The organism is Candidatus Leptofilum sp. (assembly GCF_965223285.1).
Lineage (GTDB): Bacteria > Chloroflexota > Anaerolineae > Promineifilales > Promineifilaceae > Leptofilum.
The window spans coordinates 5,344,963-5,358,793 of record NZ_OZ244997.1; the positions used below are offsets into that span (position 1 = coordinate 5,344,963).

General features: G+C 50.7%; 13 protein-coding genes and 1 other RNA gene. 5 read left to right on the forward strand and 9 right to left on the reverse strand.

Annotated features, from left to right (window positions below; translation table 11 throughout):
- The first annotated feature begins 100 nt into the window (after window positions 1–100).
- The 4 genes from pyk to ACOQPU_RS24050 all read left to right on the forward strand — a co-directional run bounded on the left by pyk (window position 101) and on the right by ACOQPU_RS24050 (window position 4,526).
- The gene (gene pyk / locus ACOQPU_RS24035; protein ID WP_420642366.1) at window positions 101–1,513 is read left to right on the forward strand and encodes a pyruvate kinase; all 1,413 of its coding nucleotides are present in this window, start codon (window positions 101–103) and stop codon (window positions 1,511–1,513) included.
- 93 nt (window positions 1,514–1,606) lie between these two features.
- A complete protein-coding gene (locus ACOQPU_RS24040) occupies window positions 1,607–2,917 on the forward strand; it encodes an ATP-binding protein (protein ID WP_420642367.1) in 1,311 nt (436 codons plus the stop codon).
- Window positions 2,918–2,920: 3 nt separating this feature from the next.
- Window positions 2,921–3,649, forward strand: coding sequence for a glycerophosphodiester phosphodiesterase (locus ACOQPU_RS24045; RefSeq protein WP_420642368.1), 729 nt, complete (start codon window positions 2,921–2,923; stop codon window positions 3,647–3,649).
- Window positions 3,639–4,526: a diacylglycerol/lipid kinase family protein gene (locus ACOQPU_RS24050; RefSeq protein WP_420642369.1), complete on the forward strand. Its 888-nt coding sequence runs from the start codon at window positions 3,639–3,641 to the stop codon at window positions 4,524–4,526. The genes ACOQPU_RS24045 and ACOQPU_RS24050 overlap by 11 nt, the downstream gene beginning before the upstream one ends.
- Here the strand turns inward: ACOQPU_RS24050 and ACOQPU_RS24055 are convergent.
- From ACOQPU_RS24055 to ACOQPU_RS24070, 4 genes are all read right to left on the reverse strand, one after another.
- Window positions 4,506–5,108, reverse strand: a complete 603-nt coding sequence (locus tag ACOQPU_RS24055) for a hypothetical protein (protein ID WP_420642370.1) — start codon at window positions 5,106–5,108, stop codon at window positions 4,506–4,508. The two genes, ACOQPU_RS24050 and ACOQPU_RS24055, sit on opposite strands and share 21 nt — an antisense overlap.
- Window positions 5,109–5,276: 168 nt before the next feature.
- Complete coding sequence (locus ACOQPU_RS24060) at window positions 5,277–6,014, reverse strand: hypothetical protein (RefSeq protein WP_420642371.1); 738 nt, start codon at window positions 6,012–6,014, stop codon at window positions 5,277–5,279.
- A gap of 171 nt (window positions 6,015–6,185) precedes the next feature.
- The gene (locus ACOQPU_RS24065; RefSeq protein WP_420642372.1) at window positions 6,186–6,641 is read right to left on the reverse strand and encodes an SRPBCC family protein; all 456 of its coding nucleotides are present in this window, start codon (window positions 6,639–6,641) and stop codon (window positions 6,186–6,188) included.
- The gene (locus ACOQPU_RS24070; protein ID WP_420642373.1) at window positions 6,616–7,140 is read right to left on the reverse strand and encodes a DinB family protein; all 525 of its coding nucleotides are present in this window, start codon (window positions 7,138–7,140) and stop codon (window positions 6,616–6,618) included. Before ACOQPU_RS24070 ends, ACOQPU_RS24065 begins: the two co-directional genes overlap by 26 nt.
- 85 nt (window positions 7,141–7,225) lie before the next feature.
- Here ACOQPU_RS24070 and ACOQPU_RS24075 point away from each other — a divergent pair, with 85 nt between their 5' ends.
- Window positions 7,226–10,315 (forward strand): AfsR/SARP family transcriptional regulator, encoded by a 3,090-nt coding sequence (locus tag ACOQPU_RS24075; RefSeq protein ID WP_420642374.1) that lies wholly within the window; start codon window positions 7,226–7,228, stop codon window positions 10,313–10,315.
- Here the strand turns inward: ACOQPU_RS24075 and ACOQPU_RS24080 are convergent.
- From ACOQPU_RS24080 to cyoE, 5 genes are all read right to left on the reverse strand, one after another.
- Window positions 10,306–11,346, reverse strand: a complete 1,041-nt coding sequence (locus ACOQPU_RS24080; RefSeq protein ID WP_420642375.1) for a hypothetical protein — start codon at window positions 11,344–11,346, stop codon at window positions 10,306–10,308. The genes ACOQPU_RS24075 and ACOQPU_RS24080 overlap by 10 nt on opposite strands.
- Before the next feature lie 17 nt (window positions 11,347–11,363).
- Complete coding sequence (locus tag ACOQPU_RS24085) at window positions 11,364–12,221, reverse strand: MBL fold metallo-hydrolase (protein ID WP_420642376.1); 858 nt, start codon at window positions 12,219–12,221, stop codon at window positions 11,364–11,366.
- A 112-nt stretch (window positions 12,222–12,333) separates the two neighbouring features.
- Window positions 12,334–12,524: non-coding RNA, 6S RNA (gene ssrS / locus ACOQPU_RS24090), on the reverse strand.
- A gap of 66 nt (window positions 12,525–12,590) precedes the next feature.
- Entirely contained in the window at window positions 12,591–12,836 is a 246-nt protein-coding gene (locus ACOQPU_RS24095) for a glutaredoxin family protein (protein ID WP_420642377.1), read from the reverse strand.
- A gap of 4 nt (window positions 12,837–12,840) precedes the next feature.
- Entirely contained in the window at window positions 12,841–13,785 is a 945-nt protein-coding gene (gene cyoE / locus ACOQPU_RS24100; protein ID WP_420642378.1) for a heme o synthase, read from the reverse strand.
- Between the last annotated feature and the right edge of the window lie 46 nt (window positions 13,786–13,831).

Genomic DNA, 13,831 nt, shown 5'->3' on the forward strand with positions numbered 1-13,831 from the left:
TTTCTTTGTTCAATCGCAAAACTATTATTAGTTGAAAGGGTTTTCTGCATGGGATACCATTACCAACAAACCCAAAACAACTACTAGCTGAGGATAACGTATGGCCCGAACAAAGATAGTCGCAACCATTGGCCCTGCTTCTAATAACCCAGAGACGATTCGCCGCATGATTTCCGCCGGAATGCGCGTGGCGCGTATCAACTTCTCGCACGGCAACCACGAACAGCACACAAAAACAGTTAAAATGCTCCGCGAAGTTGCTGAGAGTGAAAACAAGGTCCTTGGCATATTGGGTGACTTGCAAGGCCCCAAGATTCGCCTGGGGCACGTCAAAACGGGCGGTATTCAGCTCTCGCTAGGCGAGGAAGTTGTCCTCACGCCACACCGAGGCCAGCCCGCGATGATCCACATGCCTCATCCAGACCTCATTGAAGCAATTGAACCGGGCGCGCGCCTGGTCATTGGTGACGGGGAAGTGGAATTTACCGTTGCCGAGAAAATGGGGGATGCCTTGCGGTGCATCACCACTGTTGCTGGCTTGCTTGAATCTCGCAAAGGGGTAAATGCCCCCGGTACCGATTTGCCGATCTCTAGCATGACCGACAAAGACAAGGAAGATTTGAAGCTGGTGTGTGCGCTGGAACTGGATTACGTAGCCCTTTCCTTTGTGCGAACGGCCGAAGACATTCAGGAATTGCGCGAATTGATGCAGCAAGAGGGCACTAATATTCCCATCATTGCCAAAATTGAAAAAAGTGAAGCGATTGACCATTTACTCGATATTCGGGATACAGCCGATGGGATGATGGTGGCGCGCGGTGATTTGGGGATCGAGGTGCAGCCGCAAGAGGTGCCGCTGCTGCAAAAACGCATTATTCGTGCCTGCAACGAGGTTGGCAAGCCCGTAATCACCGCTACACAGATGTTGCAATCTATGGTTGAGCATCCGCGCCCTACCCGTGCCGAAGCCAGCGATGTGGCCAACGCTATTTTAGACGGCACGGATGCGGTGATGCTTTCAGGCGAAACTGCTTCTGGTAACTTCCCAGTAGAATCTGTGCTGATGATGCGGCAAATCAGCGAAATTATCGAGGGTGCCTTCCCCTACACAGAGTGGCGCAACCGGCGGCTGGCTGAGGTAGAGGAAACCCAAAATGTGGCAGAGGCAATTAGTTCGGCCTGCTGTGACATTGCTGAACAAATTAATGCCCGGGCCATTGTCAGTGCCACGATGTCTGGCTATACGGCCAGGCAAATTGCCCGACATCGCCCACCTACACCGGTGATGGCCGTGTCGCCGCGAGCAAGAACCCAGCGGAATTTGTCTTTGGTTTGGGGCGTTGAGTGTGTGTTGGTAGAAGGCTTTTCGCATACCGATGGCATGTTGGCAGAAACGGCCGCTGCCATGTCGCGCTACAATCTAAATCCGGGCGACAAGTTAGTCATCACGGCTGGCGTTCCCTTCGGCCTTTCGGGTCACACCAATCTAATCCAGGTTCACGAAATTACCTGATCCCTGAACTCGTCTTGAACATTTAACATAAGCGTTTTACAATATAAGTCCATATGTTTGTGACAGTTGCAGGGATTTATCGGAGAAGATCAGATGAGCATAGCAGGACAAGGGCCACAAATACTCGATTGGGAGCCACCAGCAATAAAAGGAATTGAAGATACAGGTTTGTCACAGGGCTTTTTGCAAGATTTAGCCCTAAAAATTATGTATTTTCGTGGTCAGTTGACCGGGCATGACATTGCCGAATATATGCATCTGCCGTTTGCCACTGTGGTAAGCACCATTATGGATTTTCTCAAGCGAGAGCAGATGTGTGAGGTAAAAGGCTCTGGCGGCTTGGGGGCAGCAACCTACCAATACTCCATCACCAGCAAGGGAGCGGAACGGGCGCGCGAGCAGCTAGAGCGTACTACTTATGTAGGTGCCGCCCCGGTGCCGTGGGATAATTACGTGGCAGCTATTAAAGCCCAAGGCGGCAATCGGTTGCGGGTAAATCCCAAAATGATGCAGCAATCGTTGTCTCATCTGGTTCTGGAAGATACGGTTTTTGGCAAGATTGGCCCTGCTGCCAACTCTGGTAAATCTATTTTTCTGTATGGTCCTCCGGGAAATGGTAAAACGACGATTGCGGAAAGCATCGGCCGTATGATTCTCACCAACGATATGTACATTCCCTATGCGGTGGAGGTAGATGGTCAAATCATCAAGGTGTATGATGAGATTAACCATGTGGCCGTGCCAGACGTGGAGCGCAAAATGGCGACCGGTTCGCTCGGGCCACGCCGAGGAGATGCTCGCTGGGTTCGCATTAAACGGCCTGTGATCATGGTGGGTGGTGAGCTAACGCTGGATGGCTTGGAGCTAATTTACGACCCCACCAACAAATATTATGAAGCCCCTTTCCAAATGAAGGCCAACGGCGGCATGTTTCTGATTGATGACTTTGGGCGGCAGCAGGTACGGCCGCGCGATTTGTTGAACCGCTGGATTGTGCCGATGGAGAAGCAGATTGACTTTTTGGCACTGCACACCGGGCGCAAAGTAGAGGTGCCGTTTGAAGTGTTGATTGTCTTTTCAACCAATTTGCCACCGCGCGATTTGGTTGATGAAGCGTTCTTGCGTCGCATTCGGCACAAGATTGAGGTGACATCGCCAACGTTTGATGGCTACCGTGAAATCTTCAAGCGGGTGTGTGATAACCGCCGCGTAGAGTACGATGAGCAGGGCGTGCGCTACCTGCTGCAAGAGTATTACATCAAGCGGAACCAGAAACTGCGTGCTAACCACCCCCGCGACATTTTGGATCAGTTGCTCGATATTTCGGATTATCTGGGCGTGAAGCCGATGCTCACGAAAGAGTTGATTGACCAGGCGGCTGATTCTTATTTTGTTCAGCTTTAAGCGATGAGGGATTGGGCTTCTGCGGAACGGCCGTTCATTATTGGCCATCGGGGAGCCAGTGCAGAAGCACCGGAAAACACGCTGGCAGCCTTTACGCTAGCGCAGGCGCAAGGGGCGGACGGCATTGAGCTGGATGTGCAGCTTTCGGCCGATGGTTGGCCAGTGGTAATCCACGACAGCAAGCTAGATCGAACAACCAACGGGCAGGGGACTGTACAGCAGTTCCCCGTTGCTGAATTGCAAGAGCTGGATGCAGGCCAAGGCCAATCCATCCCGACACTTGACGAGGTTTTTGAAACGCTGGGCCCCAATTTTTTATACAATGTAGAGTTGAAAACGGCCGCTTTGCGAGACACAGATTTGGCAGCGGCCGTTGCGGATCGGATCGAGGCACACAATGTGGTGCGGCAAACAATCGTTTCCTCTTTTAATCCCCTGGCGGTGCGCCGAGCGCGTCGTCACCTCACGAAATCTACCTGGGTTGCCCATCTCAGCTACAAATCTGGTTTCAAATTGAAGCATTCGCTCATTCCTGTTCAGGCAGTGCATCCTTACCGCAAAATGGTAGATGCCAATTACATGGTTTGGGCCAGCAAACATGGCTGGCGAGTGAACGTGTGGACGGTGGATGATCCAACTGAGGCGCGACGGCTGGCAGAGTTGGGTGTTCATGGCATTATTACCAACAAACCCGAATTGATTCGAGAAGCATTATTTGGTCATGAAAATTAAGGTCATTCTAAACCCATATGCCAATCGTTGGCGAGCGGGTGCCAAACTAAATGCAGTGCAGGCAGCATTTGCCGCCGCCAGTCTAACCCCAGACATTGTCCAGACAGAAAAACCACAAGAGGCGATTGGTTTGGCAGAAACGGCCGTATCCGCTGGTTACGATGCCGTGATTGCCGCAGGCGGGGATGGCACACTTGGCGAAGTGGCCAATGGCCTGCTGCGGGCCGCTGGGGATGGCCTAACGATTCCTTTTGGCGTGCTGCCCATTGGCACAGCTAACGATTTTAGCGACATGGTTGGCTTGCCACGTGCCTTGACCCAGGCGGTACAAATCATTGCACGAGGCCAAACGCGCCAAATTGACGCCGGGCGTATCAACAATCACTTTTTCATTAACAACTGCGCTGTGGCGATGGAGCCGATGATCACCTTGGAGAATATTCGCATGAAGCGATTGTCTGGCGAGCTGCGCTACGTGGTGGCACTGCTGAAGGGGCTGGTGAAGCTAAAGGCGTGGGAGATGCAGGTGCGCTGGGACGATGGCGGGCATGACGGGCCAGCTTATTTGCTCTCCGTGTGCAACGGACCGCGCACGGGTGGCTTTTACATGGCGCCAGATGCAGCTGTGGATGATGGCCTCTTTGATTTTGTTTTTGCGCCAGAAGTGCCGAAGCTCACGGTGTTGGCCATTTTATTGAAGCTGTTCCGCAAGACGCACATTTTTCATCCGCAGGTAGTATACGGCCGTACCCGCCACATTAGCATCGCCAGCAGCCCTGGCACTCCTATCCACGCCGACGGCGAAATCATCGCCGAAGCTGCCACGCAAATTGAGTACCAGATTCTCCCTGGCAAGCTAACCTTGCTGCAAAGCTAGTTTATTAGGTTGTGTCTTTGCCACTGTGGGACGAAACAATTGGGCAATGGCGGCCACGATTACCAACACAGCAGCAATATTGACCACCGAAACGCCGATGCCAGCAATGCTTACGGCCGTTTCCGCTCCCAAACCACCTAACTCTGCCGCGACTGCATCAAACACCTGGCTTATCTGAACGGGCATCCATGACACGAAGTACGCGATGATTGCCAAAATGATAGCAAGAATATACCATCCCTTTCTGAGATCAGGTTTGACCATAAAGAAAAGCAGAATGAGGCCGATAACGGCCGTTATCAGCCCATAAATCGTTGTGTGCCCAGCATAAAGTTCAATCCCCCCTTGAGGTGCCTGGCGGATAATCCAGGGCAGGAACAGGCTAGCAATGATTGCTGCCGCACCAACAGCACCCATAATTCTGAAAGCTGGAAACAGGCGTAACCAAATATTTCCTCTGTAATCGTTTTGCGGCTGGTGAGTTGGGTAGGTGGTGTTGGTACGGTCGTAGCCGCAGTTCCAACAAATGTCCTTCCGTGGCGTATTTAGTGAATTACATTCATTGCAAGTCCAATTTAACATTAAATCCCTCCGTCATGAAATAATAAAGACCGATTTCAGAGCCTGAAAGTTTTCAACAAACTGGTCATAATACATAAACGCTTTTGCATGGATTTTTGCGGTATCATCCAATGTTTGAAATCTTAGGATAGTTGCATTGTGAAATAGCAAGACCAAACAAGCGCAAGTTCATTCATGCACTTTGGGATTGTTTGTAGAAGCGATATCGCGGTGCGTGTCCAGGCGATGGGGTGCTTTGATAGTAATCTGATTCCCCTCACCAATAACGATTGGTATGATGGGAACAGTATGTTGGGTACCAATCCAGTCAACCGTTGCCTCAACCCCCTCATCAGAGCAACAGCCGTTGTTGTCATTGATCCATTCTGACACGTCAATGGAGACCTCGTTACTTCGGCCGAGAATAATTGGCACGACAGGAATGGTGTGTTGCAGGCCAATCCATTCAACCGTTGCTGTGATGTCCCCAAATTTTTCAGGGAAGTTTGGCGTATTGCGGGAATTAAAATCGAGAACGCCACCGGGAAAAAGTTGAGCAATCATCGCCATGAAAAATGACGTATCAGTTGGCAATGAGGGTGAGGGAATGGGAAGCGTCCCATCGAAAACGCCACCATCACCTGCGCCATTTGAGCCAGGCGGATTCCAGTAAACGAGGATTGGCAAATCTAAAGCTGGGGTTACGATGGGACCTTTTTGCGTTTTTCCAGCTTGTTTGAGACTAAAAGTCAGTATCTGAAAAACGTTACCGCTCCACTTTTTCGTTGTCCCTTTAAAATCTCCTTTGTCATTGGTTGTCATTGTCAAAATGAGCGTTTCGTTGGGTTCCAAAATTTCGACGGTGGCATTTTTGACTGGTTCCAGATTGGGATGTTTTGCATTTCCTTTGATAGTTAGGCTGGGCATGGGGTCTCCTTTTTAAATTTATTTGAGATTTGTTGGAAAACGGCCGTTGAATCGTCTGTTTACCCTAAACGACTCGCCAGCAATTATTCCGGTAGGTGAGCGCATTTTACGAGAGGTTGGGTAGCGGATTTCCCCCAATTGGCAACCCCCTACCGAAGAACCGACTGGTTGTTAATCGGGGTCTGCTTCGGCCAGCAACTTGAGGTTGAGCAGCCCCTGTTCGATGTCTTTGGCGTTTTGCCGCTCGACAAATAGCTTGTCGAGTGCTTTGCCTAGAAAGCTACCCGGAACGGTGTAATCGACTTTGGCAGTGACCGTTGTTTTGCCATCTACTTCGTCGAAGGTGTACCAGCTTTCAAACGGTGGCATGCTGTGCTCGTTTTCGTGTCGCCAATGGTGGGTCATCGTCTCCTCATCGTAGGCTAGCGTGGTTGCTACTCCTTTGACATTTATTCCACCGCTTTTGATCCCCATCTTTGCCGTCGTGCCGGTTTTGGGCCATGCTGCTTCCGGTTCCCACTCGGTGAGGACGTGAGACCATCTGGGGGTGTTCACCGGATGGGCGTAATATTTGCGAATCACGTCGCGGGGGGCGTTGATTTCAACGGATTTGATAATCGTGGTCATGTTGTTTTCCTCCAATGGTATTGTGTATCGCTTCAAGATGATTGTGGGCATGGTTGATGAGGAACCATTGCACCATTTGTTGGGCGGTAATTTCCTGCCCGCCAATTAGCGGGAAGAGTGCTGCAATCTGTAAATCAGCGTCAGTTAGCTGGCCGAGCTGTTCTTGGGCGGCTTGGGCATGGGTTTGCAGCAGCGCCAATGTCGTCGCTTTGTCTACATTGGCCTGATCCACAGCGTGCTGGTGGTTCAGTCCGTGAATATCATCGTAGCCGACGGCAGGCGCACCTTCACCTTTGGCCAGATTGCAGGCCCACTCCACCACAAAGGGAATGGTAAAAGCGATGTGGTGTAAAACAACCCCGACTGTTCGTTCTTCTTCGGGCACGGCCGTTTTCCAATCCACCTCACTACATTTTTCAATAACGGCCGTTGTGGCTGCCGTTGCCTCTTCCACTTGAGCCAATAATTGGTCAATGGTTAAAATCCCATCCGAACTCATTTTGTCTTTCTCCTTGTCTTGATTTGCTACAAAGCAGTGTATTCACAACTATCAACAAACTATCAACAACAAGGTACAATTCCCCATGTCTTCCCTTCAAATCGCCCTTTTTGATGGTATTCAGGTTCAATTTGATGACCAGCCTATTACTTTGGCTTATGACAAAGTTCGGGCGTTGCTGGCTTATCTGCTCATTGAAGCGAATCAACCACAGCGCAGAGAAAGACTGGTGGGGCTGCTCTGGCCGGAACAGCCGGAAAAGGAGGCAAGACACAGTCTCAGCCAGGCGTTGCTCAAGCTGCGGCAGGCAATAGACCCGAACAACGATATGATTATTGCCAATCGGCATACGGTTGGCTTGAATCCAGCGGCTCAGTTTGAACTGGACACGGCCGTTTTCACCACCCACCTACTACAGTGCCAAACCCACCAGCACGCCCAACCCAATTTATGTGAAAGCTGCATGGAATGGCGAGAAACGGCCGTCTCAATCTACAAAGGCCCCTTCCTCGTCGGTCTCTCCCTGCCAGATGCCCCCCAATTTGAACAATGGCTCACCCAACAGCGCGAGCAGTATCATCGGCAGATGATGAGTGCCTTAACAACGCTGGCAACATACCATGAACAAGTTGGGGAATTCACACCAGCCATTAAATACGCACAGCAGCAGTTGATGTATGAACCGTGGCTGGAAGAAACGCATCGCCAGTTGATGAGGTTGTTTGCCCGTGCGGGACAGCGCAGTCTGGCCTTAAAGCAGTACGAGCAATGTTGCGTGAGCCTGCACGAAGAACTGAACACTGATGTCTCACCCGAAACTAAAACGTTGAGAAATCAAATCAAGCTGCGCCCCAACTTCAGTCTGCAAAATCTACCGCTGGCCCCAACGCCCTTCATAGGCCGTAAGCAAGAATTGACAACGTTGAGGGACTGGTTGTCAGACAAGGTCGTTCGCCTGATCACGATCACGGGCATTGGCGGCATGGGCAAAACGCGACTGGCTCTGGCGGTGACCAAGCTATTTCTTCACCCAAAAACCGCACAGCCGATGACTCCCTTTGCCGATGGCATTTATTTCATTGACCTGGTGCCCTTAACTGCGCCAGATCAGATTGAAACGGCCGTTGCTGAAGTGCTTCATTTACAGTTAACGATGGGAAACGGCCGTTCGCCCCGCCAGCAGCTTCTCGATTACCTGAGCGGCAAACAAATGCTGCTACTCTTTGACAATTTTGAGCATTTGTTACCGGGAGCTACATTCATTTCCGAGCTGTTACAAGTCGCTCCCAACCTCTCTATTATCGTGACTTCGCGTACACGGCTGCGATTGCGTGGCGAAAAGGTGCTGGCCTTGTCCGGGTTAGCCTATCACCGTGACGATGCCACCTCGGAAGCAAATTCATTTGACAATGACGCGGTTCAGATGTTCCTCTCCACCGCCACACAAATTGAACCGGAGCTGAACCCATCCCAAGACGAGATGACCCAGATAAATGAGATTTGTCGCATGGTTGAGGGTTCGCCTTTGGCCGTTGAATTGGCAGCCCGTTGGGTAGATACGCTGCCGTTGGGCAGTATTGCCAGCGGAATCAAAGAAGACATCGACAGGCTGGCCACGGACCTTCAAGATTTGCCACCTCGTCAGCGCAGCATAACGGCCGTTTTTCAATCCTCCTGGCAGCGTCTGCCGGAATCCGCCGGGCGAGTCATGGCCAGAGCATCGGTTTTTCAAGGTGGATTTACGCTGGATGCCGCCATTACCATTATGGGGGCTACTCATCAAACGTTGGCATTACTCGTTAACCATTCACTGTTACAGTTTGACCAGTTGAAAAAAAGATACTACACACATGAGTTGTTGCGACAGTTCGCAGCCACCAAACTCGCTACCAATCATGAACTTGAATACCAAACCCAACGAAAACACCTCAAATATTATTATGAGTTGGCAAAAGAGGGGGAGATGCAGCTCCGTGGAGGCGATCCGATATCTTGGATGAACCGTTTGAGATCGGAAAAAGGAAACTGGGTAGTGGCTTTGGAATGGGCTTTCAATTACAAACTGGAATTGGCAGCACAGCTAGCCATTCATCTATCTTTGTACTGGACTTCATCTGGCCAAATTCGAGTAGGTCAACAATTCTATGAAAAACTCATTAGGAAGCAAATGCTATTACTTGAAGAAACGCGCGGATGGCTCTTCACGAGGTATTCATCCATGCTATGGAAGCAAGGACGCATCTCCGAAGGGAAAGAAATAGCCGAAGAAGCGATAAAGTTATTCCAAAGACGTGAAGACGGTTCGGGAATTGCAATGAGTTATTATCAGCGGGCGGCAATTGCATTTTATGAAGGGGAATTGGAATTATCAGGTCGTTATTGTGAGAAAGCGTTAGCAATTGCTCATGAAGATATCAATGTTCCTAATTGGTTTTTGACACTTTTCCTTCAGGCACAAAGCACTTTTCTTGCTGAAGTCGGTCGTGATGAAGAAGCGAATGATGTAGCTTATAGATGTCTTAAATTGTGTCAGGAAAATAATAATCTGATTGCACAATCCTATGCGATGGCAACCTTGGCACGAATCGCTATTCGAAGCGGAAATTTGCCGGAAGCGGATTCGTTTTGCAAACAGGCATTAGCCATTGCTCAAGATCTGAATGACCAGCGAATGGAAGCAATTCAATATTTAATTCTAGGCAATATATCCTTAGCCAAGCGCGATTTTTTTTCGGCGGTTAACCAATTGGAAACGGCTATGGCCTTTGGTAAATTATTGGGCAGTAACGACATTTTGGATGAGGCCATGATGTTACTAGGGCGAGATGCGTACACGGGAATAGGCGATTATGAGTTAGCCTTTCAGGCGTTGCAGCGGTGGGCCAAAATTTGCCTCCAATTGAACAACGAGTCCAACATGGTGGCCTGTTTGGAAAAGATGGCGGATGTCCATTGGCGACTAAATTCTGGCAATCTTAAATCGGTACGTTGGCTAGCTACAGCCGCCGCTTGGCGTGATGTGGCAGAAAATTCATCTGAAGCTGAGCTGAGTCGTCAATTGCTTAAAAAGATTCAAGCACAGCTACTGGAGGCAGACTTTCGACAAAGCTGGCAGGCTGGCCTTTCCGTTACGCTCAGGGCCGCACTGGCAGAAGCGGCAAGTCCTTACTGGTAAATGATCAGCACTGGCTGTGGCTCTAAACTCATCACCTCGGTGGGGGTCAGCACTGGGTAGTCACCATCGGTGGGGAATAGCTTGAAGCCGCCAAACTCAAAGGCGGGTTCGTTGGCGTAGGTGGTGTAGTTGCGAATTTTGGCTGCCGCTGGCCCCACACCATCCCCGTCAATCACAATTTCTACGTAGGGATAATCTTCAATCAGCGACTTGTCGGGCAGCATGGAAGGCTTGAACTGGTGCAGAATCAGCACCCGGTTTAGCCCAATTTCTGCCCCGATGTCATTCATCCGCGCCTGAATCTCGTTAATTTCCGCGGCGTGCAGCTGCCCCACATTTACCAATGGTATTTGCCAACTGTTCATCACAAATTCTGGGTCGATGGCAAAATGGACATGCGGCTCGTATAGTAAGTGCTCCAGCCGCTCAAATTCGGCCATGATATTGCCCCGCCCCGGCTGAATGTCCAGGATAACGGCCGTTTCCAACGCAGCTGCCTCTTCTACCCAACGCTCAATCAATCCCAAATCCACACGATGGTAATAGTTAGGCGGGTGCGGATTGGCAACCGTGGTCACCAGATGGTACGCAGACAAAATAGGTCGGTCTGTGAATGGCTCGTATTCAGAGATGGTCGCCAGCAGCCGCTCGTGCATCTGCTGCCGGGGCAATTCACCCAAGATGCCTAGTCCCGGCCCGGTGGGGCTGCCGTAAAAAGCGACGAGCCGGAATTGGCGCAAGTAGCCCTGCGGCTCAGCTTCATTTAGCGTGAGTTGGTAGCTGGGTGTGGGGGTGTTGGTTGGCGTGGGGGTGGGGGGAACGGCCGTATTCGTGGCTGTTGGGGTGTGTGTCGCCAAAATCTGGGTCGGTGTCAATCGGGGCATTGGCGGCTGGGGCAAGATTTCCAGGGTTGGCACCAGTGTGGGTAATGGCTCGCTGGAGGCTAGAAATTGGTAATTTATTTGGCAGCTTGTGAGGAAGAGCGTTGCCGCCAAGAGGACAAATTTGAGTTTGTTTGCCAGAGTGCTCAAGAGGCACCTGGCAAACTTCACGCAACACCACCTTCGGGTACGGCCGTTTCTTCTTGAAGCTCCTCATACAGGCGGTACAAATTGGCTCGGTGCAAATCAGACACAAGCCCGTTTAGGGGAATCCGTGATTTACCACAGCTTTCAATATCAATACTGTCCAAAACATCCGGTGACTGTTTGCTTTGCAAAACGGCCGAAACCTCATCTTTGATTTTAGTCAAATAATCGAGATCGTTTTGAATAACAGACTGCACCTCACCCCGCAAAATCACCTCACCATGCCCCTGAACAATGGTGTCCGGTTCCAGGGCCAGCATTTTGTGCATAGAGTTGACCAAGGCAAAGTAGCTACCGTCAAAAATGGTGGGCACTGGCATGGAGTTGTCTGAGGCAAACAGGATTTGGTTATTGGTTACGTACACACCAGTGAGGTCCATACTGTGTCCCGGCATATGGTGTAGCTGCAACGTCTTGCCTCCCAGGTAAAGGTTCAGAACCCCTTCCTTAAACACAATCTCTGGCAAGATAATTCGTACCTCTTCCAAATCTTGATTTTGGGCTTGTGCTTCCGTTAAACCTGAACGCCCGACACTATCCAACAGTTGGCGGCACATTGCATGGCTAACAATTTGGGCTTCGGGGAAGAGGTAGCTCCCCTGGGTGTGGTCTGCATGATAATGGGTGTTAATGACATACCGAATTTTCAAGCCTTGCCGCTCTTCCAGGAACTCTTTGATTGCTTTTGTTTCATCTGGAAAGTACAGCGTGTCAATTAAAATGACGCCTTCTTTGGTTAGAACGGCACCCGCTGTCACTTGGGCATACGACTGACTTGTAAATACATAGATGTCGTCAGCAATTCGCTCACGCACCATAAAGCTGCTATTTCCTTCTGCTAAGGGAATATGACCAATAGATTAATAGATTGGTCTATTCCACAGTTATCATGTTGCCTGACGGTAAATCAAGGGCGAAGGGCGTCTTTTCAGTAGCCCCGCCGTGCCGTGTGAGCCCCGTTGTTTGAACCTGCGTATGCAGGTGGGAGCCTTTTCGCGAGTATCTGCCTGGCCGGACGGCCGAAGCCGTGAGCTACTACATCCCCTCAGCGTATTTTCGACCCCCATTTGTGAAGCGTTGGCTCAACACTGGCAAGCTCATCACGCACACAGCAGGGTTGACGAGATACTAACACAGTCATAAAGTGATGACAAGGTTGTGCAGGGCTTCACAAGGTGCCGAATTAGTTAGCTTTGTTGTTGGGTTTGCAGGGCATGTCTTAGCTGAACGGCCGTAATCGGTGCCGCCAATTCTACATCTCCAATCTTCACCACAGGAATCGCATAGCGGTATTTTTGAAGCAGTCCCCCATCTTTAGTAATGTCCACTTCTTGTAGTTGATGGGGGAAACTAGGCTTGAGCAGTTCCAGGCTTGATTTGACATCATCGCACAAGCCGCAGCCTTCTTTCGTAAATAAGGTTATGGTGAGCATATGGCTAACCTGAAATTGAAGTCGCAACCGTGCCCGCACAGATTGCCAACAGCAGCACAAGCAAGTAAATGTTAGATGACATGAACAACGCCTTGGCATTTTGGGCCGATGGATTGCGAATGAGGCGGATATTTCGCCAGATAAGGTCAAAAGTGACCCAAACCACGGGAATCAGATAAACCCAGCCGAGTGAGGGGAGGAGCACCAGCAATAAACCGCCCAACCCGGTTGGCAAGGTGTGAGACATCACCCACCAGGCGGCTTGGCGTGGGGTGGTGTGTACCGGCAGCATGGGCACATCTGAGCGAGCATAGTCATCCCGATAGAGAAGAGCCAGGCTCCAAAAGTGGAAAGGTGTCCATAGGAACAGCAGCAGTGAAAGCACCAAGGCCCCTGTGCTGCTCCAGTTGCCCACCGCTGCGCTGCCGCTAAGAACGGCCGCACTGCCCGCCGCACCGCCAATAACAATGTTTAGCAAGGTGCGCGGCTTTAGCCAAATGGTGTAAATGCCCACATAAATGACGGCTCCCAGCAGCAAGAAGAAGGTGAGTGCCAGGTTAAATGGCAGCACTGCCAATGAGGGCAACAGAACGAGAGCAACGCCCACCAAAGGCACCCAATGGGGTTGGGAAATTTCTCCGGTGACCAACGGCCGTTGCTGCGTGCGCCCCATGTTGCTATCAGAATCGCGCTCCCAATATTGGTTGAGCGCGGATGACCCTGCCGCCGCCATGCCGCCAGTTAGCCAGAGCAAGAGCAAATTGCCAAGGCCAGGCCACCCCTTCGCAGCGATAAATGCGCCGCCTGTGGCTGCCATCAGCAGCAAAAAGACGATGCGTAGTTTGAACAGCACCACAATCATCTGCAATTTGCTGCGCCAACTGGAGGATACGGCCGTTGCCGACGTGCCAGTTAGACCAGATTTTTGTCTTGAATTAGAAAGTGACATTTGGTCTCCGAATGGGGGTATCTGTTTACTTCATTGGCAATTGTAA

Excerpts from the sequence above, each read along its gene's own strand:
- pyk (WP_420642366.1), top strand. The coding sequence starts at position 101 with ATGGCCCGAACAAAGATAGTCGCAACCATTGGCCCTGCTTCTAATAAC.
- ACOQPU_RS24040 (WP_420642367.1), top strand. The coding sequence starts at position 1,607 with ATGAGCATAGCAGGACAAGGGCCACAAATACTCGATTGGGAGCCACCA.
- ACOQPU_RS24045 (WP_420642368.1), top strand. The coding sequence starts at position 2,921 with ATGAGGGATTGGGCTTCTGCGGAACGGCCGTTCATTATTGGCCATCGG.
- ACOQPU_RS24050 (WP_420642369.1), top strand. The coding sequence starts at position 3,639 with ATGAAAATTAAGGTCATTCTAAACCCATATGCCAATCGTTGGCGAGCG.
- ACOQPU_RS24055 (WP_420642370.1), bottom strand. The coding sequence starts at position 5,108 with ATGTTAAATTGGACTTGCAATGAATGTAATTCACTAAATACGCCACGG.
- ACOQPU_RS24060 (WP_420642371.1), bottom strand. The coding sequence starts at position 6,014 with ATGCCCAGCCTAACTATCAAAGGAAATGCAAAACATCCCAATCTGGAA.
- ACOQPU_RS24065 (WP_420642372.1), bottom strand. The coding sequence starts at position 6,641 with ATGACCACGATTATCAAATCCGTTGAAATCAACGCCCCCCGCGACGTG.
- ACOQPU_RS24070 (WP_420642373.1), bottom strand. The coding sequence starts at position 7,140 with ATGAGTTCGGATGGGATTTTAACCATTGACCAATTATTGGCTCAAGTG.
- ACOQPU_RS24075 (WP_420642374.1), top strand. The coding sequence starts at position 7,226 with ATGTCTTCCCTTCAAATCGCCCTTTTTGATGGTATTCAGGTTCAATTT.
- ACOQPU_RS24085 (WP_420642376.1), bottom strand. The coding sequence starts at position 12,221 with ATGGTGCGTGAGCGAATTGCTGACGACATCTATGTATTTACAAGTCAG.
- ACOQPU_RS24095 (WP_420642377.1), bottom strand. The coding sequence starts at position 12,836 with ATGCTCACCATAACCTTATTTACGAAAGAAGGCTGCGGCTTGTGCGAT.
- cyoE (WP_420642378.1), bottom strand. The coding sequence starts at position 13,785 with ATGTCACTTTCTAATTCAAGACAAAAATCTGGTCTAACTGGCACGTCG.